Genomic DNA, 20,617 nt, shown 5'->3' on the forward strand with positions numbered 1-20,617 from the left:
AAAGAAATACATCTCTGACAGAATGTTTAGATAAAATTAATAATAAATATGGTAATAATACTGTAGTATTAGGATGTATTACTAAATGAGCTATTTAAAAAGGTCATGAGCGAGCCTGTAGCTGCTCGTGAGTTTCTAGAGCATTATTTGCCAGTGACATTTAAGAATAAAATTAACTTAAATAGTGTCAAAATAGAAAAGGAAAGTTTTGTTACTGAAGACTTTAAGAAAGAGACTCAGCGATGTCGTGTACTCTGTTTCTTTAAAAAATGATAATATTAAAGATAGTACTGCTGAAAGCGCTAATAATGACAAAGCGTACGTATACGTGCTTATAGAGCATCAATCTAGTAGCGATTACTGGATTGCCTTTAGACTTTGGCAATATATGCTGCTGTTATGCGAAAGGCATAAGGACACCAATAAAAATAAAAGTAATAGTGCAGAAGAAAAAGATAATAAGCTCCCGCTAATATGTCCTATAGTAGTATATGCAAATGATAAGCCTTATAATGCTCCAAGGAGCTTTTGGGAGTTATTTGAAGATTGCAAGACTGCTAAGGAAATGATGGGCGGCGAGTATTTACTTGTAGACTTACAAAAACAAAGTGATAATGAGATAGAACAAAATAAGCATCTTGGTATGATGGAGTATATGCTTAAACATATCAAGGCTCGTGATATCTTAAATCTATGGCAAAGTCTACTTGAGAAGTTTGAAAGTAGTATTGAAATAGATAAGGAAAATGGCTACATTTACATTAAGTGGTTATTATGGTATAGTGATGCTAAGGTATCTGAAGATAAACAAGTAGAGTTAGCTAAGATCATAGCAAAACACTTAAAAAAGGAAGAACAAGAGGGACTTATGAGAACTATTGCTGATAAATATATTGATGAAGGTATTGCTCAAGGCATGCAGATTGGAGAAGCTAAAGGGAAATATGAAGTAGCTAAAAATATGCTTAATGCTGGCTCCGATATCGCTTTTATCTCTAAAGTTACAGGGATATCGATTCAGGAAATTAATAAGCTTTCAGGCTCTCAATAATCCGTTTAGATCCTATAAACGTTATCCTTTGTTCTTGTGAGCTTGCTTCTTCACTTCTATATGACGCTTTACTAGCTCATTTAATTCCTCACGTCTTTTCTTGTAACTAATATTACTACTTGCTTTTACATTCGAGACTTCAGAATGACTTAAGCAAGTCTGAACTACTATATAACTATGAATATCTTAAATTTTTTTGTTTATGTTGCTATTTTTGTGTTTTCGTTGGTAATACATGAAATAGCTCATGCACACACTGCTTATTACCTTGGTGATCCAACAGCTAAAAATATGGGTAGATTCTCTCCTAACCCATTAAAACACATCTCATTAATCGGTATATTACTACCAATAGGACTATACCTGACTGGTATGCCGATGTTCGGATTTGCAAAACCAGTCCTTTACAATCCTGTATATTTCAAAAAACCTAAACGCGATATGATACTTGTAGGTCTTGCTGGACCTTTATCTAATTTCTTATTAGCTGCATTAATCTTTTTGATTCTTAGAATATTTCAGGTTTACTCTATAACTTATTTCAATAATATACTGGGATATATATTAGTAGTGAACTTAGTACTGTGTTTCTTTAACTTAATCCCTATACCTCCATTAGATGGTAGCATCCTCTATATGAGCAGTATTATTCATAAGAATCAAGAGTTTGCACAGAAACTCACTTGGTTTTGTTCTGGTATATTATTGTATATTATAGTGTTTTTACCTTTAACAGGAGATAATATTATTGCAAGATATATGCAATGGTGTATTAATGCACTATTATCGCTGTTTCACTAATGGTTATATCTACTTATTAGTTTTTAACTTCTGTTGATGACATACTAAATTAGTATTAGATATCTCATCACTTAGAATACCATAATCAATTTTTGTATGCCATATATATTGTTGTGCAGCATAACGTACGCCACTACCTGCAACAACATTGCTGAATATAATGACATTATTATCTAAGTTTATTAATGCAATATTATTAATATCATTATTCAAATACTGTACATTTAAATTTCTGCCATTTTCACATTGATAATCTATAGATTCATATTGAAATGCAGATTTATTAATTTCAAGGATTTTAACAATTCTTGTGGTATTGCATGATATGCATAAAATGCTTGTGAGCAAAATGAAACTAATTTGACGCATGTTCTTCTTGATTTATTTAATATTCTACAATGTATTCTAATTTAGTATTAGATAAATTGCATTACTCTATTTAAGCAATGCAGTTGCGGATACAGTGATCGATACTGTGCTTGTACCCGGCTCTGCAGATGGTATCACAGCGGCGTCAGACATCATACCTAAAGCAGGTGCTGCATTTCTGTACATCGCTATTGGAGGTCGCGCACCTAATCTAGTATCAATATTTATCATAGTAAATCTACTATATTCTTGACCAAGAGCTTTTGCAACTCTCGTAGCTTGTTGCTTTAGTTTTGCAATAGCAGATTCAATCATAGAGTTTCTTATAGCATCTCTCTTATCATTAGATAATGTATAATTCAGATTTTGTATTAATAAGCCTTCATTTTGTAATTGTCCGATTACTGATAATAATGCTTCAGGTGTTCTACTTTGTAATGATAATACTTGACTGCCACGCCACTTCTTTTTCTTTAACCGTTTCTCTTTATTACTGGTATTTTGTTCTTCATCATATTGATATATATTATATTGTCCTGTAGAGACGTTAATATCCGGTTGTTTGGCTATTTTTATTGCTGCCGCCATTGAAAGATTAACCGCATTTTGTACAGATTTTGGATCTACGCCCTCCTCTTCTATACGTATACTGGATATTAGTAAATCTTCCTGTACATCCATTTGTTCAGTAACAGATATATTAATGTATGAGGAATCACCCTGCTTTTCTAGAGCAGCTTGATTCTTACCAGCAATTGTTTGGAATGAAAATAATACAAATGCTACCGTAAGAAAAGTTTTATATAATTTATGTTTCATAATATATTTTAATCCTAAATTAATAACCATTATATCAGTTTTGCGAGTCTTTTAAATCTATTTCTTTTTTGTCATTTTATCCATCAGATTGTCAGGATCTTTAGCTTTTCCCAAAACACTGACATCACAATCTTGTATTGTAACGTTATTTGCTCCTGTGACAGTCAAATATCTTGGAAATTTAGTAGTTACTAAATATGCAGTACCTCCTGCTACTATTGCCGAAAATAACACCACTAGGCACATATTCTTTAAAAAAGAATAATTACTGCACTCGACAACATAAGCAGCACTAGCAGATAGTTTTTTACTATATTCATCTAGTTTTTGATCTACTGAACTTATATGTTTTGTGATATGAGATGTTAAACCGTGACTTACTTGATCTATTTCTGTTTTGTATTTCTGTATTTCCTCTGCGTAGCCACTGATGATAGTACTATATGAGTCATGCAATGATTTTGTATATTCTTTTTGGATTTTATCCAGTTCTTTTGCAACATCCGGTATGATATTTGTTACTGCTTCTTTTGTTTTTTCCGGTAATACAGTTAAAACTCCAACTTCATTTTGTAGTATCTCATACTGATTTTTTTGGGCAGTAATAGTTTTGTCAAACGTTTTGACTGCATCATTAAGTTGTTCTGCGCTACTAGATAACACTTTGCTCAATTCTTGCTGCTGCTTTTCCAGTGCTTTAGTAGAAAAACTCAATTGATTCTTTAATTTGTTCACTGCGTCGTCATCAATACTCGGTTCTACATTGAGAGGAGTGGCTAATTGTGATGATTCTGCACTATTGGTTGCATTGCTAGTATTTTCCGATATCTCTAATATATTTTGTTTTTCTTCTAAATCTTGGTTTTGATTATTTGATTCTTTTTTCATATTGATTCCTCATTTTTAGTGTTAATATTGAAGTTTCAGGTTAATTTGAAAACGATTTTTCTTGGGCGTGTATCCTCTAGTTCTGCTTCTGACTCTGCATCAGATATTTCATTAATATCATCATTAATATCGTGATCTGTACTTGCCATAGAACCTAGTGGGGTATTTTCAGTATCGCTATCATGGCTTGGTACTTTTTCTTTTAATGCTTGCTCTAATGCCGCTTCTTCAGACAACGACAAAGGAATATAGCCTTTGTTTTTGCGTTCTACTTGTGCTGGTGTAAGTTGTAGCTTTGTTATCCGTATTTGGGGTTCAGGAAGACCTACAAAACATTCTAGATCCTTAAGGCTTGCTATATCATTTGTTGTGATTAAGGATTTTCTTTTTTCTTGCTCTGTATATGAGACGCCGTCTCTATGTTCGTGAGCTCCATATGAGGTATTTTTTTTGCTGCGATGCATACTCCATATTGCCAAATATATCAGTAATTAAACGAGCAGTACTTGGATCGGTACTTCTAAACATGAATTTAGTAGCAAACTGATCAAACAAAGTACTGCCTGCATAATGACCATATTTGTCAAAGAGTTGGTTTAAAGACTGGGTGGCTGCCATCACGCAACCACCATATTTACGTGATTCTGCAAGTAATGTTGAAAGAGAATTAAGCCGACCAAGACTTGCCAGCTCATCTATTACAAACCATATACGTCTTTGCTCGTTAATGCCTGACTCGATTAAATAAGAGACTGCAAGTTCTAAGATGCAGGCAAGCAGCGGTAAAGTCACTTCCCGTTGCGACGGACTACTCGATAAGAAAAGCCAGCTATTACTACCTTTTTCAATATTTTGAAAATACTGCTTTAAAGAAAATTGCTGCTTGCTATCTTGCAGCAGACAAATTGGTCTTACCGAGGTAGTCATGACAGACAAAATAGATTCTGCAGTAGTAGTATTATTTTTGGAAAAATATCTAGCTGCTCTTGTCCCTTGTAGTAAATTTGCTAAATCCTGCCTATTTACTTTAGTAAGTATCTTTTTAAGAGCAGTAATAGTACGGCAATCTTTCTTGATTAAACTCTCAACACATGAGGTAAATAGTATCTCACTACTATTTTGCCAAAACTGATCATTGCCACCTCCAGTACTCCGTTTATCGAAAGAAAAAAGAACTTTAGCAAATTTCTCAAGTCTTGGATCTACCTCGCCTATTGCTACGTTATTAGATGTTGCATCTTGCCAAAAGTCCCATGAATGAGAACGAGCATCTAATGGATTAAATATGATATCGCCTCTATTTGGATCATAATATTGCTCTATCATCTCGCCGGTCTGATCTACTACGATAGCTGGATGTTTTGCATCTCTTACTTGGGGCAGTAATGTATTAATGAGATTCGTTTTACCGCTACCAGTACTACCTGTAACTAAGAAATGTCTAGTTTCTGTGTTCTTGATTAAAGGCATGTCACCGATGTGAAACTTACCTATTAAATTATGTTTTTTGAGATATTTTCTTACTTCTGAGGCGGTTTTAATTGTGCTGCCGCTGATATGCTTTGTTGCCCTTGCAGTCTTACCAAACTTGCTCCATATCATAAACACTAGAAACACTAAAAAGACTGTACTACCTGCAGCAAGGAAAAGGATACTTGCTATATAATCTTTAAGCATCATATAGGCTTGCTTGTATTTTGGCGTATTTAAGATAGTTGTGACTTTAACACTCCTTGATGCCTTATCTATAGATAGATCATATATATCGATCCTTGGCTTACGTCTCTTTGAATCTTCAGATATTTTAGGTGTAATATCCCAAATAAAATCTACAAAAGATGCTCGCATATATGTTTTAGCAGCAAATATATTAATTGCTTTATATTGTGGCAGAGTTAAGAAAACGACTAACAAAGCTGCAATGACAAAAGACCAAAATGTTGACACTCCAATAACCTGCCTAAACATCCTTACTTTATGGATGAATATTTGTCCGCCTCTGGTGTAATCATCTAACATTTTAGTACCTATTTTCCTAACTATCTGCAAATTCTATAAGTTTTTTATAATCAAAATTATCAGCTTCTTTTAGTGCTTCTATATATAGTTTTCTAACTACACCATCTTGCGTTAGTGAACCCTTACCCCAACCAAATCGCGGTTGATTATTGCTAATTGCTACAAAATCTGCAAATAACCTCGAGAACCTTCCGTTACCATTGGGAAAAGGATGAATGAACACTAACCTATGATGTAATCTTACAGCGATCTCGCGTATGGAATACACATTGTGATCTTTCCAATAACAAACATCTCCAAACAGCTTTTTTAATTCCTGTGCGATATATACACTATGTACACCTATATTTGTCTGTGTTTTCCTGAATTCACCTGCCCATTTCCAAGTTTGATCAAACATCTTGTGATGAAGCTTTTGGGCAAATTCTAATGAATATATATCCTTCCTTTTTCGTCTAAAAAGCCACTGTTCTGCCTGTACAATATTAAATTGTTCCCATTCATTTAATTCATGTTGAGTTGTTAAATGTCTAGGTATTAGGTTATGAACCTCATCAGCATTTAAAGGAGTCGCCCCCTCTGGGTAATCAAATTTCATTGCCAAATGTCTTTTATATTATTTTTTAGTACTTCTTCTTTAAGAATTTCTTTTTGCTTTTTCTGCATATTATCAAGTACTTTCTGATCTTCGAGTAACATAGAATGAGATATAGAGTGCAATTGATTTGTAATATATTGTTCTGCTTGCTGATCTATTGCAGTTAATAAGTCTTTTTGCGGGACTAAAGCATATACTACTCTACAACCGAGCCCTTCTGCTACCTTCTCTAAAGTGCTTAATGTCACATGTTTTAACGTTTCATCTTTTTCTATACGTAAAATTCTTGGTCTGCTAAGATTACTTCTTTTTGCTAATTGTAACGCTGTCATCCCCATTGCTTGCCTTATTGTTTTAATCCACCCTTCCGCCGGTATGGTGATATTATCAAAAGGTTTTAGTTGTTGTTTTAGTTGCTCACACATTAATTTTCTAAATGACCATTTCCATTTCATATTAACCTTACTTTTAGTGTAATTTATTTATTACACTTTTTTATGAAAAAAGCAATTTATATGTTACTAATTTATTTTTAATTTTGTTTTAACCATGATACTAATACCGCTTTTGAGTATTTACGGTGATGTTCATCCTTTGCAGAATGATAGTATCTTACTGCCTTCTGCCAACTTTGATGCTTTTCGTGTAATGATTTAAGTAGTTGTGCTGCGTACATGATATTTTGCAAGGGATTGAGCATATCATCTAAATCTTGATCAAACTCTTTAGCATGCCATCGCCAGTTAATCTGCATGATGCCTATATCAATATTAGTGATGCCTTTGGCTAAATACTGCTTGATGATTTGTTTTGCTTCTTCTTTAGAACTCGCTTTAACAGATTTACCGGACACACCGATTGCATAAGGTTTTAAACCTGACTCAACGCTTGCAATAGCAGCAAGTAAACCACTTGGAATTTCATGCTCCTTTTCTATTTTCTGTATTAGCTGTGGCATATCAGATGCAAAACAAGCATGAGTGCCTAAAGTAATTAAAAAATATGCTAAAAAGTACCGTATTAATTTGCACGGTCGCACTAAACAAGGTAAGATATATGTATGATGTTTAACTTTTAGGTATGATATGAGCAGTAGTAAAAAACAATATAGTATTTTTAAAAAACCTATCAGCAAGGATAATTTTTGGAATCTTATCTTTTGGTTTGGTATGTCTGCTGGCACTTTAGTATCTTTCTTACTTGCTCCTAAAGCTAACTCAGAACAAGGTTTCTCATACTTGGCACTTGCAGTGTTCTTAATTACATTAATTGGAGTTCCACTAGTAGTATGGTCCCGTTCCAAGGTTACCTTTGTTAAGGAAAATATTTTTGTAAATAGTGAAGGTCGGGAGTTAAAGGTACCAAAAGATCTACCTATGGCTTTTTTTGTTATTGTTAGTACCATCGGATCATTTGCTTTAATATGTCTTCTGTTAGATAAATATAAGGTGTCTGATCCTATTTCAGCTCTTATTGCTATTCCATCATTGTTCGCTATTCCTACTTTATTCTTCATATTTAAAAACTGTCCTATTTCTATTTTATTTAACCGTAAAGTTTGGTCTGTCATGGCAAATGTTAAAGAAAGTGCTAATAACTTTAACCATTTACATAGTTCTACGTTGAACAACACTGATATTGGTTGGCGTAACAGCACATTATATTCTTACCGTCCCGGTAATATTTATTATCGCGATCGTTAATGTTGCACTCACTCGACGTCCTCACCCTTGATCCTTGTTCTTACTAACGGAATCCATCAAAGCTTGTGCTTCATCTTTATCAAATGGTTTATGTGGATCCGTATATTGAGCGACTACTTGTTGTTTCTTAGGTTCATGCTGCTTTTTATTATGACTGTCTGGATTATGACTTGATGGTCTACCTACTCCATCCGTAGCACCAAAAACAGTTCCAAATTTTCCTTTACCAATTCTATCCTCTTTATATTGATTAATTTGTAGCTGTTTTGCATATTGTTGATCACTTATGTGTTGATGAGAATCGTCATATTGACTAAGGTTATCATTGTATCTTGTATCATGTTGGGCTTTAAGATTATCTCCTTTAGTTGTGATTTCTCCGCTTATCACTTCTGCATCTGTTCTAATACCATGATCTCTTGCAAATTCATCTCTTTTGCTGCCAATATTATTATCTAGCTGGTGATTTTGAACAAAATTATCTACATTATTAGAACTTGCTATATTACTGCCTACTCCTTGTATCTCTTGTAAATTTCTTTGTGCTGCAGAACCGCTTATATCTCTAAAGACTGCTCTTGCCCTATACGTTCCTGCTGCTACCTCTCTTTGTGCTTCTATTGCTGTTCCCCCATACCTATTTTGATAAGCATTTAATACATCTTGATACATATCTTTATCAAAATTCGCAGAGTTACTGCGTGTATGATTAATACCTTGATTATGACTATCTATATTGTTCTTATGAGTGCTAATTGAATTTTCTAGTCTTTCTGCTTGTTGATAAGATTCTCTTATTGAATCTTGCGTATTTTTATCAACCCCTAAACTTTCTAAGAAACTCTCAGCATTATTAGTACGCTCGGAAATACCTTGCTTTGCATGAGTTGCATTTTCTTCCGAAAGACTTCTAGATTGCATATCGGATTGAGAACTGGTGTTGCTAGCTGATAGTTCCCCACCAGCTGTTACTTGAGCAGAAAGTATCCCTGCTGTTAACGCACTTGGTATTCCAGCACTTGCTTGTGCTTGTGTGTAGGCTTTAGCATTCTGCTCCCAACCATAATTATTAGAGCTGTCTAACTTATCGATCTCTTGTAATGTTTTCTGTAATTCCTTACCGTAGTCAGTAGAAGTATCGATGTTATAACCAGTATCAGTTTTTGTATTTTGCATAATAGAGTGCAATGCCGAAGCTTCTTGAGCAACCAATTGTTCTTGTACTGTCGACAAGCTTGCTTGCTCTCCTGACATTAATTGCTGCTCATTTCTGATGCCTGCCTCATGACTTGCAATTATACCTTCACCCGCGATATAACGTGCTTCACCAGTAGAGGAAGGTTGACCACTACCACCTGAGAATACTTGCTCACCTGATTGCGTAATAAACTCACCTGTGCCATCTGCATATTGAGCTCTATTAGTACCATCAAAGTACTGCATGCTGGTATCTACTTTATTGGCACTTGTGTTGCCGTATTGCTGATTACCACTACTGTAATTATCAAAGTTTTTGTTGTTAGTTGCGACTTCTGATCCAACGCCTCCTGATACAGATTGCACGCCTCCAACTATATTACCTGCTAAATGCATGATGCCGTCACCTCCAAGCTTTGTTAACCAAAACGATAAAAATGGTACTAACATCTACAGTGACGCGGCAATAGTAACTATCGTATCTATTTTTTTGTACATTGTAGAAACAGCTGCGTAACTCATTACCTGCCTTGATCCTTCAGAAAAGTCACTATAAGTTTCCATAATCATATTAAGGATTGCATTTAACGCCGGCCATAGCTGCAGCGATACAATAATTACCAGATATGTCATATATTTAGTAAATCCGCCGCTCATTAAAATCATCGGAACAACAAAGATGAACGCCCCATAGACAATGCATTTAAATACCACAAGCATTAATGGCAGATAAATACTTGCCATATCACTCCCGATTAAGCTGCTGCTCTCATGCTGCATGCGAGCTCTTGCAACTGCATATGAGCCACTTCTGAAGTTTGATATTGTATTAATCATCATTTGCTGCTTTAACAAATCTTCGGCACTACCGACCCCATAAGCTTTCTTAATGTTATTTTTAAAATAATGTTTCAAGTATAAACTTGCTTCTAAATTAGGTTTTTTTAAATGTCCTTTCCCGTCATAATTGAAATACGTTCCACTGTCATTTGCTTGATTAAAGCTTCTACTTGCGAATTTTACTAATATTCTTTCCTCCTCTTGCGGAAATAAATGTCGCTTGAGATATGCTACCGCCTCTTTGCAGGTCATCGATTCATATTGACGCGTTTTTGGCTCGAATAACTTGACTCTTCTTAAGCCACCTGCTTTTTCTTTCAATAACTTCCAAATATTATCTGTTGCAAATAATTCTTCTTTCGTGAAGCTGTAGCCAATCATTGCAGGTAGCACTACGCATGTTATTGACGTTTACTGGATCTTTAATCCGTACGTTTTTAACTTCCTGCTTTAATCTCTGCCCAAAAAGCAGACCATAATTAAAATAATCAAATTTTTGATTACTAAATGGTCTAAAAGCTTGCTCAAAGCCTCTTGTTATGATGTAGCCAAACTCTTCTAGAATTCCAACAGGGACAGCAAAAGCAAGAGGTATATGATCTACTTTTGCGGTATCTTTGGAAATATGATCTTTAATAACCATATGCGTTGATGGCAGTAACAATCCGTTAACAATGATGCAAATACCAAGCACTCTATAAATATGAGACTTGAATTGCCCAAGATGCGTACTTCCTGCACAAGATGCACAGCGTAAAAACATCCCATGCAAAACCACACTCCTTGCACCAAATATAGGTAAGCATCACTTTGATGAAACATTGCGATAGCTTGTAATGTGTTATACATCGCATCAATATAGCCGTATGTATGGATAGTTAAATTCATGACTGCCTCTTATCTCAATAATTAATCTTTATTTATTTTATTATTCCGCTAATTTGCTATCTTGGTCATATTCTTCAAACTGAGTTTGAAAATAACTCTCATCTTGACGAAGTCGTGCTTTCATTTGACCAATTAAATCATATCGCTTATAAGCGTCTGATTTGGCACGCGAAATACTTCGCATAATCTCCCTTGTATTATTTGCAAATTGCTCAAATATCCCCGTATCAGAGATTTGTACATATGATAATTCCTCTACTGCGTCCGAGGTTTTTTTTAGTAATTTAGCAAGATGTGAGGTCACAACGTCGTAGCATAAATGCGTTATGAAATCATGACTCTTAACACTGATATTCTGACTAGACTTATAGATCGCTAGATCCATCTCTATTTTAGAGATCAGCGGCAAACTCGAGAGATCGATTAAATCCATTTCTTCTTCAGTGAGACCTGGATTTTCTTTATCTTGCTCGATTTTTATCGTGATTGATTCGATTAGTTTGGATAATTTGGAATGCAGCGTATCACTACTTGCAAAGGTTTTTTGCTGCTTAGTTGGATTTAAGCAGTATTTTGTCTCATCGCAGGCGTATAAAGTAATCTGACCTGAGCTCTTGCCACTTACTCCCATATATTGCTCTATCAGTTCTTGCTCGGCAAGAGAGCTATATACTTTGGGCGGCAAGCCTTTTTTTGGATGACGATTGTGCCGGATATACTCATCAGCAACTCTTTAAGCTCAGTAGTGCCAGTTTGAGATGTCGTTTTGCTCAAAGCCTTCCAAACTAAATTGAAATTCTCGCCTAACTGAGTTCTAAGCTCCGGGTTATTTTCTGCTGGGTCAGTATCGCTATCTTTTTTGGCTCTTTGTACTATTTCTGCAGAATCTTTAGAGTTGCCGCTTAAGTATAAATCTGCCTGACGCTTTGCCTCAGCAGATTTAGCAAGCTTATCCATAGTACCGGTGATTGGTGCCATCATACGCTCGCAATTTACATTTAATATGTCACTAACATTGTGTCCTACCCCTTCCATCCATGTCATTAAATTCTCACATTGCAGACACATAGTTTTAACGAGCATAATACCGCCATATACTGAAGCATTCTGTGCCATTTGCTTCATACTCTCCATCATCTCCTTGCTACTGATATATGAGAATGCTCCCATTCTTAAGTCAAAATGAGCATTACAAGGAAGACCTCCTAATTTGCAAGTTGGCGGAGTAAAGTGCCCTAGTGATATATCATCAATACCGGGCGTTTTTACAATCATAGAGCCGCCTACTAGATGCCCTCCCAACTGATCCTTAATTAGAGCAGCTCTACTATTATTTGATAATGTCCCTGATGGCATTACGCTTTTCATTAAGGTTTCAATGCCGGCATATGCTGAAGTTGACTGCAGCAGTGCAAGAATCAGTAAAGCATGTAGTAAGATATTTGCTTTCCTTACTGTTTTACGTATTAGATTCATTTTGTATGAACTATTGCTAATCATTCTTAAACCTCACTCTGCTATTTTCTTCTTGCTCTACTGCACGCTGCGACTTTAGCTCTTGATCTTCTAATATTTCATGAGCAAGAAGCATTTTTTCTTCAAGCTCACTGAAAGATACCGCTCCTCTTGCGATCTCAAATCTAGTCTTGCCGTCTTTGGTGACCAAAATCAAACTAGGTACTGACTCTATTCCAAGCATATTTATTAGCTCCTGATTAAAATGTGTTTTAAAATATTGTGATTTCTCACCATTAGTACTAAGTGCCTCTGTCTCTATTTTGTATTTTTGTGCAAACCCGTGAACAACAGGTGCTGCCTGCGTGCTATAAGGACAATCGCTACTAAAGACAAAAAACAATTCTATATTGTGTGCAAGCACAGCTATTTTCTCTTCTTTTGCCTTTTGCTCTTCTTGCTGATGGATTTTGCGACCGTATAAATTTACTGGATTTTCTTTGTGATTTACGTCGTTTGGATGTAGTAAATTCACAAGCCTATATGAATGATCTAATTTTAATGCACTATCTAACATCTCAGCTTCTTTCTTTTTATAGGCATATACATGATCAAGATTTTCAGGATATCTAATCATCATATATTTTAGGTCATCTAACTCTTTGCTAAACGCCTCTACCTCCGACCTTGCTTTAGCTCTTTCTTGTTCTTGTTTTTGTATTTTCTCTAATTCTTGCTGTTGTTCCTCATTTATTCTTTGTTGTTCACGTTCTTCGAACCATAACCAGCCTCTATATCTTTGATGAAAAAATCCATTAGCTGCAGCAACGCTCGCCTGCGTGCAAATGAGAAAAACAACTACTAAATTCTTAATTATGCTGCATTTCATTACTCTTCTCCTACTCTCCACCCGCTTGCATTGTTATCTTGATTTTGTGTATTGCCATCAAATTCCCTGATATCAGGTAAACTATTATTAATTCTCTCTTTTAAATCATCGCCTCCTGGCATTTTATATTTGCTAAAGAATTTAACCTTTAAATCCTCAATGAATTCCGTAAAATCAATCTCATCCCAGTTAATTCTTTCTATCTCTTCAAGCGTTAACCCCCGACAATCCGGATTTTTCCCGCTACCAAAACTAAGACCTAACTGCTTTCTTGCTTGCACTTGCACCACCTTGTCAAGCAGATTGCCAAAGCAACAATAATGGTGTTTTACAAGAGTTGTGACGCCGACCTTTTTATTGCTTTCCTTGCCTACATAAACACATAAATTCTTTTTTCGCTTCTCTATAAGTAGCAGCTCGTTTTTACTGCATTTTGCCCCGACATTACTGCCCCAACCTTTTAAACTAGCCGAGCAGCAATTGGTGTAACTTGTCGCTTTTTTACTGCAATGATCACTACTTCCTTTAAAAAGACTAATATTTACACCATCCCCTGCTTTCATCTGACTTACCGCATATAATTTAGATATAGAATCCATCATCTCGCCATTGGTTAAGAACCTATGATCTACGCAGTTACCGTCAATACACGGAATCCCTTCGCAAATTATCCCTTCCTGCCTTTCTTTCTCCTGCAGTCTTACTCTTGCTTTTGTGCTTTCTTTAACTATCGGGGTCCATCTTTTACAGGAATATTCCTCTTTCCTATTAACGCAATTACCTAGAGAATCAGTAAGTAAACACTCCAAAGTAGAGACGAAATAGCAATGCGAATATTTACTACAATCATCCTTGCTTGGATAATCACACACTTTCTCAACTGAATACTCCCAGCAATCCCTATATACTTCATATCCATCAATTGTCCTTGTACCACTTGATATGCATTCTTTTTGGATGTCTCGACATGGGTAATTTGATTTAAAGCTGTCATTAGCCACACATGCCGTAGATGTAATTAAATATCCAGCAAAAAAGATATAAAGTAATTGTTTAATCATTATGCTATATTTCATCATTACCTAATTCTTTAACCTGCAATGCTCATACCATACTTCACTCCACGCGGTACAAATATTCTTCCAATCTCGGTACTGGTATTTGAAATGATATACAGCCCACTTAACTTCATATCTTTGGCACTCACTAACACCACCACTACCTATAGGATTAATGCCTATATTTTCATTAATTTGCTCAAGCTCCGATCCTATTTTTGGTGCTATGATCGACCTTAATTGATGCTGCACAGAATGATCCTGCCTCATATTCATATAGAAATATTTCTTTGTTTTTCGTCCCCTTCTGTCCTTCTTGTACAAAGCCCCTTGACTCAGAAAGTGATGGTGATTTCTGCATATTTCCTCACCTGATATATCAATTGCTCTCTCCTGCCAAGGTTGCCCTTGCCTCTCCTCCTTTAAGCATTTTAAGTGCAGTACATCACTGCAATTGTAAATGTTTCTAAGTCTTTCGCAGAAATGTTGGTCATAGATAGTATCTTGTCTTGTACTATCTACTTCTTGCTTAAGTTCCATGAAATATTCAGGATCTCTCTCAATATTTCCTTTAACCGTCTTACAATCCACTCCTATATCCCTAAGATTTGCTATGATGTTCCCTATCATCTTAGAGCTGCCTTTTGCTATTTTCTTCGCATCCTCTAAATGTGCCTGCATGCCCGGTCTACTTAAATCCACGAACATTTCATTGTGAAATGGGTCTTTTGCCATTTCCCTTCTTGCAATGCTATCTAATTCTAATACATCCAAACTTTCCAATCTTGCTCTCTCATGTGCGATCTTGCCTGAATCAGCTATAGGAGGCATCTTATTCTGACCAATTTGCTCTGCTATTGCCTTTTGATCTTGCTCTACCGTTGCTTTAAACTCTTCTAGATTTGGTACGCTTCGCTCAAATAATGGATCAACTTTATTGATGTTGGTCTCTAACTGCTCATCTAAATATTGAGCAAAAGCAATATTGGTCATAATTTGCATAGCTACCCATAACAGCATTAATACAGCAATAGTTTTTACTTTCATTGTGCTAGCCTCTGCTTTGCTTCCTCCTTTAAGTCTCCACGAGTAGCAAATTCCTCTAGAGCGTACTTGATTGATACAGCTCCTTGTATAGAGTCGTACCTAGTAGCAGCATCTTCTGCGTCAAACAAATTCTCCGCTTCTCTGCTTAGTACTATCACCAGCACTTGCTGAGCTTTAAAAGATTTAAATGCTTCATCATCAAGCTCAAGACCGCCGATGTCGTTACCTTCAACTATTTCTTGGGCAAGCCTTAATAATTCCTGAAAGCTCCCCTTAGGTAGACCGTTAAATACTAAATGCCCCCCATATCTTTGTGCTTCCTTGTAATAGCTACGTAGTAAATTTAAGCTCATAGAGCTACTTACAAAGATTCTAAGTTTTGTGTCGCCCTCTTCTGCCTCGCCTAGTGTATCTACTACATCTGCAGCACCTAAAGTTTCATGCTTTGTAGATCCTAGCTTTTTAGATACTTGCTCAAATTCTTGATATTTGTCCTTTAGTCCCTTATTTATCGTGTTTTGTAATTGCGTTTGGAGTTTTTCAGCAAACTCTATATCTTCTTTAGATACCTCCCAAACACTCCCGAGACTGGACGTGCAATAAACGGATAAAATCATTAAAATTAGAGTGCGCAGCAATTCTTTTTCCTCCAAATTAAATAACCAAAATCTTGCCCTTTATACGGATATTCACGAAAGCTACTATAGGCAGTATCAGTAAGACCAACGGGCCAGCAACCAATATCCTTACCACCAGTTGTTGCTTTCGGATTCACCATCTGTAGCTTGTACTGGCTCTTTTTAATCTTTAAATTTTTAGACTTGCGGCATAGCGCTCCGTTTACCTTAGAGCTACTTGTTGAAGTTACATCTGCTAAACCTAATCTATGCTGCTTTGCAAGAACTCTTAAAGTCAGTAACTACTAGATTGCACTCCGCCCTCATGATCCGCATTTGCTCCGCTAAAAGGATACATATTGCCAAGACAACCTCCGCACCAAAACATGCTATCTATCGGTAATTTAAGAGTTGCAGCAGAGCAGTCCATACTGCATGCCGCTTGTGCTACGGGATTACCGAATAAAATAGCCTCAGGATTTAATAAACTTTGTAGTTTTGGATCGTTCCAAGTCACATCAAACTCCGACATATAAGCAACATCAAAGCTACCTTTTTCTAAGCAGGTTATTAACTCTAACCAGTAAATTAATGGATAAGCGTAGTAATGCACATGATAGAAACTATCATGTCTATAGCTGCTACTTTCATAACTCCTATTAAAACTACTTATTTTTTTATTATCGCTACCAAGAGATACACCGCCTAAATTAGTCATACAATATGGCGTCCTTGTCACATCTACTAAACGCACCGGCTCCCAAAAACCTATCGATATTCCAGGCGTTGGAATATTTGCCTTGGTGCACATACAAATAGGACTACTTGGATTCTTAGTATCTCTCTTTTTAGGAGCTATCCCCTTACCAATATTTATGCTTCCGATAGAAATAGGTAATATGCAAGACCAGCATATATCCGTTATGGGATTGACAAATCTTCCCTGACATGTAATATTTGCAGATACTGAAAAAGGCATGAAAATTGCCATTATCAGTATGATTATTTGCTTAATCATCCAATCTTGAAGTCTGCCGCCAAGCTTTCTCTTCAAGATTGGAAATCCCTTTATTCCCATCTTATTTTATAACCTATATTTACCCTTTATCCTTACTTCCTTTTATATTTAAGTCTTTAGATAATTCTTCCTCTAATTCTTCAATGGTCGGTAGTATTGTTCTTATATTTTCAGGTAATGTTTCTGTAAAACGATATTCCGCTAGACCTATAGGTTTACTCATATCACGTAAAGCATATTCGACTTTTATTCTTTCTCCTTTATCCCGACATAAAATTAATCCTATAGTTGGATTGTCCGTTGGGTGTTTTAAAATATCATCTACTGCTGATTGTTTTAAAATATCATCTACTGCTGATAAATAAAAATTCATCTTGCCAATATATTCTGCTTTAAATTTACCGGCTTTTAGTTCCACAACAATAAATGAGCGTAACTTTATATGATAAAAAAGTAGATCTATATAAAAATCTTCTGTACCAATTTGAACAGGATATTGACGACCTAAAAAAGCAAATCCCTCACCTAATTGAAGTAAAAATTTTTCTATATGGCTCATCAATGCATTTTCAATTTCACGTTCATGAGCTTCATTACCTAAACTTAAAAAATCAAATATATATGGATTACGTAATGTTTGTTGTGCTAGATCAGATTGAGGAGATGGAAGTCTGTCATTGAAATTTGTAATAGCCTTACCTTCTCTTTCATATAAATCTGTTTCTATCTGCATAGATAAAATATTACGAGACCAATTATACTCTAAACTTTTTTGTATATACCATTGTCGCTTTTGTTTATCACCTAACCATATACATCAAAATGATATTGTGACCCCAGGGTAATCGGTTAACAAGCTGTTGACCAATTTCATCAAATGTATATATTTCTGCAAAACGCTTCATATATTTTAAGTTCTGAGGACTAAAACCTTTTAAATTTTGAAACTCTGCTCTTAAATCTTTACTTAACTTATCTATTACTTTAGAACCCCAGCCATATCTCTTTTGACGATCTAAAATCTCAGTACCAATATAATGGTAAAGTGTTATGAGCTCCGTGTTAACTGCTCTAGCCGCTCTCAATCTACTTGTAGCAACTCGATTCTTTAATTTCTCTAAAAACTCTGCGTATCCTTGAATATTAATGCTAGTACCATCACTCCCACTATATTGCTTTATTACCATGATTACCTTATTACCTATTTTTTAAATTCTTCTTGACTCTTGCTGATTATTACTTTTAACTTATTTATGTTAGTAGGTTTCCTGCTCTTCTTCTTGTCGCCTACTAACGTTATTCTTTATGACTCTTGGCTGCTAGCGGCGCTGCATTTCCTATTCGTTCCTAGCAGTTATTTTACGTCTAATCTAAATCTTGATCTCAGATATCTTAAGCCTCTTGCCGTCTTGTACCACTATTGCCGGTACTTGCTCTATACCAAACTTATTCGTTAACTCCCCTGCTTGATCAAAATATAATGTTCTACCTATCTCCTCTTGTAACTCCAGTATTTTTCCACCTACAAAAATTATCCGAATTTCTAAGTTATTGTTTTCGTTGTTATTCTTCTCTTTATTTTTTGCTTTCGTATCCTCTAATCTCTTCTTAAGCCACTCCATTTGCTCCTGACTTCTTCCATCAATAAATATTAACTCACGATCAAACACCATGTGATCTAGCGGATTCACTTTTGTTCTTTCCTTATGTAATATCTTGCCGTCAGGTAGTTTAATATCCTCCGTTAATGTAAAACTTGGATCATACCAAAACTTCCTTGGCTTACTTGTAGCTCTTATGCCAACAACAGGTGCTGGCTCTAATACCTGACGTCTTGCTGTTCGTAGCATCTCTTCTTGATGTTGCTGCAAATCAAGCTATTGGCTTCATTAATGCTATCGTTACTTGCAACAGCTGAAGATAGCTCCGATACTTGAAACTCTCTTATGATGTCAAGCTCCGCTTTCTTCTCTTCAGTCGCAGGTGGCGAAAATGGTATCCCGTCCTCGTCGCTGCTATCGTCAGAAAAGTCCGTTTCCCATTCTGAGTTGTCATCGTTAGAATTTTTACTGCTGCTACTTGTGTATACGGTATCGTAGCCGTCTGTATCTAAAATACTATCCTCTTCACTCCAATCACCAACGCTGGAACAAATAGATCCGCTATAGCCGCTATCTTCTATTGCCTCATCTAGCATTTTTATTACTTTCGCTTCTTCCTCACCTAATGAATCGGCTTCTGAAATATGTAAGTCTTCTGAACTGCTAAATGATGATAGAGGAGGTGCTGATGGCTCAAATTGCTTTTGTGTATTTGGTGTACTAAATTCAGTTTCAAATGCTTCACCTATCTCAGTATCAGGATCTTGCCAAGGTTCAGAGTATTCCGTAACGCTACTTGCCATACTAATAGTATCTATAGGCTTGCTGTATATAGGCTCTTCTGCTCCACCTCCACCGCCTAGTGTCCCTGCTAAATTATTGATACCTTGATTTTTTAGCTTCTCTCTTAAGATTGCTATCTCAGATCTTAAATCTGATACTATGTTGTGATGTAGTGCCGGATCTATACCATTAACTACACCTTCCCTACTCTCGCCTCTTTCCTTTGCTTTTTGCTCTATCCTTGCTTTAACTGCCTCAGCTTCAGCTCGGCGTCTTTCTCTTGCTATCTCCTCATTCTTCTTAGCCGCTTCCTCCCATTTCTTTTTGTTCTGCTCCCGAATTGTTGCTGCTCTTGCTAAATTCTCCGCTTTCTTCCGTGCTTGCTCCTCAGATGTTAATTTAGGAGTTTGCTTTACCACTTTCTTTGACTTGGCACCATTCTTCCCTCCAGCTATACCATTTCTTCTTCTCTCAAGCGTATCATACAGTTGACTCATTAAATCCCCGCCGTCGCTAGTTAATACCTTAGGCTTTGGCTCTTTCTTTACCTTTTTTAGTATGTTTTTGCCAAAATTCCTTATCGATTCAAACAATGCTGACCTATTTTCTGATTTTCCTCCTATACTTGTGTCACTGACTAAATTAGGTATAGCAGGTAGCACAGGCGGAATTGGAGGAGCTGGTGGTGGAGATTGCGGCATGATTGGTGGTGAAGACACGTTAGTGCTAATTCCTGCAGAGTCCTTACCAAATAGAAAACTTTGATTTGGTTCTATAGCTGGTTGTGCTTTGGCATCTAATGTTACTGTGAGCATCATTGCCGATAAAAGACTTACGGATACTATTCGTGATATTCTGCCTATTGATCTGCCGTACTTTTTGCTATAGTAGCTTGTTCTTTGACTAGCTGGTAAAAAGTAGTCAGGATCTAGATATTTTGATTGATTTGTTCCATGATCTGCTAATAGCTTAGTGC

Annotated in this window: 24 protein-coding genes and 2 pseudogenes; 3 read left to right on the top strand and 23 right to left on the bottom strand. The window is 36.0% G+C overall.

Annotation, left to right across the window (positions count from 1 at the left end):
• Positions 1–105 precede the first annotated feature (105 nt).
• A pseudogene (locus tag GCO76_RS07305) lies at positions 106–1,051 on the top strand (Rpn family recombination-promoting nuclease/putative transposase).
• 177 nt (positions 1,052–1,228) lie between these two features.
• Positions 1,229–1,852, top strand: coding sequence for a site-2 protease family protein (locus GCO76_RS07310; RefSeq protein WP_410956710.1), 624 nt, complete (start codon positions 1,229–1,231; stop codon positions 1,850–1,852).
• A gap of 9 nt (positions 1,853–1,861) precedes the next feature.
• On the opposite strand, the gene GCO76_RS07315 is transcribed toward GCO76_RS07310, so the two are convergent.
• From GCO76_RS07315 to GCO76_RS07350, 8 genes are all read right to left on the bottom strand, one after another.
• Positions 1,862–2,200, bottom strand: coding sequence for an MliC family protein (locus tag GCO76_RS07315; RefSeq protein ID WP_198005292.1), 339 nt, complete (start codon positions 2,198–2,200; stop codon positions 1,862–1,864).
• A gap of 87 nt (positions 2,201–2,287) precedes the next feature.
• On the bottom strand, positions 2,288–3,040 hold the full coding sequence (locus tag GCO76_RS07320) for an SIMPL domain-containing protein (protein ID WP_410956711.1): 753 nt from the start codon (positions 3,038–3,040) through the stop codon (positions 2,288–2,290).
• A gap of 57 nt (positions 3,041–3,097) precedes the next feature.
• A complete protein-coding gene (locus tag GCO76_RS07325) occupies positions 3,098–3,928 on the bottom strand; it encodes a viral A-type inclusion protein (protein ID WP_410956712.1) in 831 nt (276 codons plus the stop codon).
• A 35-nt stretch (positions 3,929–3,963) separates the two neighbouring features.
• Positions 3,964–4,392, bottom strand: a complete 429-nt coding sequence (locus GCO76_RS07330) for a type IV secretion system DNA-binding domain-containing protein (protein ID WP_410956713.1) — start codon at positions 4,390–4,392, stop codon at positions 3,964–3,966.
• Complete coding sequence (locus tag GCO76_RS07335) at positions 4,346–5,977, bottom strand: type IV secretion system DNA-binding domain-containing protein (protein WP_410956714.1); 1,632 nt, start codon at positions 5,975–5,977, stop codon at positions 4,346–4,348. Before GCO76_RS07335 ends, GCO76_RS07330 begins: the two co-directional genes overlap by 47 nt.
• On the bottom strand, positions 5,964–6,545 hold the full coding sequence (locus tag GCO76_RS07340; protein WP_032139708.1) for a mobile mystery protein B: 582 nt from the start codon (positions 6,543–6,545) through the stop codon (positions 5,964–5,966). Before GCO76_RS07340 ends, GCO76_RS07335 begins: the two co-directional genes overlap by 14 nt.
• A complete protein-coding gene (locus tag GCO76_RS07345; RefSeq protein WP_051965348.1) occupies positions 6,542–7,000 on the bottom strand; it encodes a mobile mystery protein A in 459 nt (152 codons plus the stop codon). Before GCO76_RS07345 ends, GCO76_RS07340 begins: the two co-directional genes overlap by 4 nt.
• A 77-nt stretch (positions 7,001–7,077) precedes the next feature.
• Positions 7,078–7,503: a transglycosylase SLT domain-containing protein gene (locus GCO76_RS07350; protein WP_084687042.1), complete on the bottom strand. Its 426-nt coding sequence runs from the start codon at positions 7,501–7,503 to the stop codon at positions 7,078–7,080.
• Positions 7,504–7,630: 127 nt separating this feature from the next.
• On the opposite strand from GCO76_RS07350, the gene GCO76_RS07355 reads away from it, so the two are divergent.
• Positions 7,631–8,248, top strand: coding sequence for a hypothetical protein (locus GCO76_RS07355; RefSeq protein ID WP_197734692.1), 618 nt, complete (start codon positions 7,631–7,633; stop codon positions 8,246–8,248).
• Positions 8,249–8,269: 21 nt separating this feature from the next.
• Here GCO76_RS07355 and GCO76_RS07360 read toward each other — a convergent pair whose 3' ends face one another.
• The 15 genes and pseudogenes from GCO76_RS07360 to GCO76_RS07430 all read right to left on the bottom strand — a co-directional run.
• Positions 8,270–9,895 carry a hypothetical protein gene (locus GCO76_RS07360; RefSeq protein ID WP_410956715.1) on the bottom strand — a complete coding sequence of 542 codons (1,626 nt, stop codon included), beginning with the start codon at positions 9,893–9,895 and terminating at the stop codon, positions 8,270–8,272.
• Positions 9,896–10,666, bottom strand: a complete 771-nt coding sequence (locus GCO76_RS07365) for a conjugal transfer protein TraG N-terminal domain-containing protein (RefSeq protein WP_410956716.1) — start codon at positions 10,664–10,666, stop codon at positions 9,896–9,898.
• A complete protein-coding gene (locus GCO76_RS07370; RefSeq protein ID WP_410956729.1) occupies positions 10,620–11,048 on the bottom strand; it encodes a conjugal transfer protein TraG N-terminal domain-containing protein in 429 nt (142 codons plus the stop codon). The genes GCO76_RS07365 and GCO76_RS07370 overlap by 47 nt, the downstream gene beginning before the upstream one ends.
• Before the next feature lie 165 nt (positions 11,049–11,213).
• Positions 11,214–11,858, bottom strand: coding sequence for a conjugal transfer protein TraH (locus tag GCO76_RS07375; RefSeq protein WP_410956717.1), 645 nt, complete (start codon positions 11,856–11,858; stop codon positions 11,214–11,216).
• Positions 11,816–12,673, bottom strand: a complete 858-nt coding sequence (locus GCO76_RS07380; RefSeq protein ID WP_410956718.1) for a conjugal transfer protein TraH — start codon at positions 12,671–12,673, stop codon at positions 11,816–11,818. Before GCO76_RS07380 ends, GCO76_RS07375 begins: the two co-directional genes overlap by 43 nt.
• The gene (gene traF, locus GCO76_RS07385; RefSeq protein WP_410956719.1) at positions 12,666–13,517 is read right to left on the bottom strand and encodes a conjugal transfer protein TraF; all 852 of its coding nucleotides are present in this window, start codon (positions 13,515–13,517) and stop codon (positions 12,666–12,668) included. Before traF ends, GCO76_RS07380 begins: the two co-directional genes overlap by 8 nt.
• Positions 13,517–14,578: a conjugal transfer protein TraN gene (gene traN / locus GCO76_RS07390; protein WP_410956720.1), complete on the bottom strand. Its 1,062-nt coding sequence runs from the start codon at positions 14,576–14,578 to the stop codon at positions 13,517–13,519. The genes traF and traN overlap by 1 nt, the downstream gene beginning before the upstream one ends.
• A 21-nt stretch (positions 14,579–14,599) precedes the next feature.
• Positions 14,600–15,622, bottom strand: a complete 1,023-nt coding sequence (locus tag GCO76_RS07395) for a hypothetical protein (protein WP_410956721.1) — start codon at positions 15,620–15,622, stop codon at positions 14,600–14,602.
• Positions 15,619–16,260 (bottom strand): type-F conjugative transfer system pilin assembly protein TrbC, encoded by a 642-nt coding sequence (trbC, locus tag GCO76_RS07400; RefSeq protein WP_410956722.1) that lies wholly within the window; start codon positions 16,258–16,260, stop codon positions 15,619–15,621. The genes GCO76_RS07395 and trbC overlap by 4 nt, the downstream gene beginning before the upstream one ends.
• Entirely contained in the window at positions 16,245–16,538 is a 294-nt protein-coding gene (locus GCO76_RS07405; RefSeq protein WP_410956730.1) for a TraU family protein, read from the bottom strand. Before GCO76_RS07405 ends, trbC begins: the two co-directional genes overlap by 16 nt.
• The gene (locus GCO76_RS07410) at positions 16,535–17,317 is read right to left on the bottom strand and encodes a TraU family protein (protein WP_410956723.1); all 783 of its coding nucleotides are present in this window, start codon (positions 17,315–17,317) and stop codon (positions 16,535–16,537) included. Before GCO76_RS07410 ends, GCO76_RS07405 begins: the two co-directional genes overlap by 4 nt.
• Before the next feature lie 19 nt (positions 17,318–17,336).
• On the bottom strand, positions 17,337–17,990 hold the full coding sequence (locus GCO76_RS07415; RefSeq protein WP_410956724.1) for a PDDEXK nuclease domain-containing protein: 654 nt from the start codon (positions 17,988–17,990) through the stop codon (positions 17,337–17,339).
• Positions 17,991–18,057: 67 nt separating this feature from the next.
• Positions 18,058–18,444 (bottom strand): DUF1016 N-terminal domain-containing protein, encoded by a 387-nt coding sequence (locus GCO76_RS07420; protein WP_410956725.1) that lies wholly within the window; start codon positions 18,442–18,444, stop codon positions 18,058–18,060.
• A 183-nt stretch (positions 18,445–18,627) separates the two neighbouring features.
• On the bottom strand, positions 18,628–19,107 hold the full coding sequence (locus GCO76_RS07425) for a conjugal transfer protein TraW (protein ID WP_410956726.1): 480 nt from the start codon (positions 19,105–19,107) through the stop codon (positions 18,628–18,630).
• Positions 19,077–20,617, bottom strand: a pseudogene (locus GCO76_RS07430) (hypothetical protein); the annotation flags it as partial. The gene GCO76_RS07425 and the pseudogene GCO76_RS07430, both read right to left, overlap by 31 nt.

Source organism: Rickettsia koreansis (genome assembly GCF_046532895.1).
GTDB lineage: Bacteria > Pseudomonadota > Alphaproteobacteria > Rickettsiales > Rickettsiaceae > Rickettsia > Rickettsia rickettsii.

What these genes read in the sequence shown, in the direction of transcription:
- GCO76_RS07310 (WP_410956710.1), top strand. Translation starts at nt 1,229, where the DNA reads ATGAATATCTTAAATTTTTTTGTTTATGTTGCTATTTTTGTGTTTTCG.
- GCO76_RS07320 (WP_410956711.1), bottom strand. Translation starts at nt 3,040, where the DNA reads ATGAAACATAAATTATATAAAACTTTTCTTACGGTAGCATTTGTATTA.
- GCO76_RS07325 (WP_410956712.1), bottom strand. Translation starts at nt 3,928, where the DNA reads ATGAAAAAAGAATCAAATAATCAAAACCAAGATTTAGAAGAAAAACAA.
- GCO76_RS07330 (WP_410956713.1), bottom strand. Translation starts at nt 4,392, where the DNA reads ATGCATCGCAGCAAAAAAAATACCTCATATGGAGCTCACGAACATAGA.
- GCO76_RS07340 (WP_032139708.1), bottom strand. Translation starts at nt 6,545, where the DNA reads ATGAAATTTGATTACCCAGAGGGGGCGACTCCTTTAAATGCTGATGAG.
- GCO76_RS07345 (WP_051965348.1), bottom strand. Translation starts at nt 7,000, where the DNA reads ATGAAATGGAAATGGTCATTTAGAAAATTAATGTGTGAGCAACTAAAA.
- GCO76_RS07350 (WP_084687042.1), bottom strand. Translation starts at nt 7,503, where the DNA reads ATGCCACAGCTAATACAGAAAATAGAAAAGGAGCATGAAATTCCAAGT.
- GCO76_RS07355 (WP_197734692.1), top strand. Translation starts at nt 7,631, where the DNA reads ATGAGCAGTAGTAAAAAACAATATAGTATTTTTAAAAAACCTATCAGC.
- GCO76_RS07360 (WP_410956715.1), bottom strand. Translation starts at nt 9,895, where the DNA reads ATGTTAGTACCATTTTTATCGTTTTGGTTAACAAAGCTTGGAGGTGAC.
- GCO76_RS07365 (WP_410956716.1), bottom strand. Translation starts at nt 10,666, where the DNA reads ATGATTGGCTACAGCTTCACGAAAGAAGAATTATTTGCAACAGATAAT.
- GCO76_RS07370 (WP_410956729.1), bottom strand. Translation starts at nt 11,048, where the DNA reads ATGTTTTTACGCTGTGCATCTTGTGCAGGAAGTACGCATCTTGGGCAA.
- GCO76_RS07380 (WP_410956718.1), bottom strand. Translation starts at nt 12,673, where the DNA reads ATGATTAGCAATAGTTCATACAAAATGAATCTAATACGTAAAACAGTA.
- traF (WP_410956719.1), bottom strand. Translation starts at nt 13,517, where the DNA reads ATGAAATGCAGCATAATTAAGAATTTAGTAGTTGTTTTTCTCATTTGC.
- traN (WP_410956720.1), bottom strand. Translation starts at nt 14,578, where the DNA reads ATGATTAAACAATTACTTTATATCTTTTTTGCTGGATATTTAATTACA.
- GCO76_RS07395 (WP_410956721.1), bottom strand. Translation starts at nt 15,622, where the DNA reads ATGAAAGTAAAAACTATTGCTGTATTAATGCTGTTATGGGTAGCTATG.
- GCO76_RS07410 (WP_410956723.1), bottom strand. Translation starts at nt 17,317, where the DNA reads ATGGGAATAAAGGGATTTCCAATCTTGAAGAGAAAGCTTGGCGGCAGA.
- GCO76_RS07415 (WP_410956724.1), bottom strand. Translation starts at nt 17,990, where the DNA reads ATGCAGATAGAAACAGATTTATATGAAAGAGAAGGTAAGGCTATTACA.
- GCO76_RS07420 (WP_410956725.1), bottom strand. Translation starts at nt 18,444, where the DNA reads ATGGTAATAAAGCAATATAGTGGGAGTGATGGTACTAGCATTAATATT.
- GCO76_RS07425 (WP_410956726.1), bottom strand. Translation starts at nt 19,107, where the DNA reads ATGCTACGAACAGCAAGACGTCAGGTATTAGAGCCAGCACCTGTTGTT.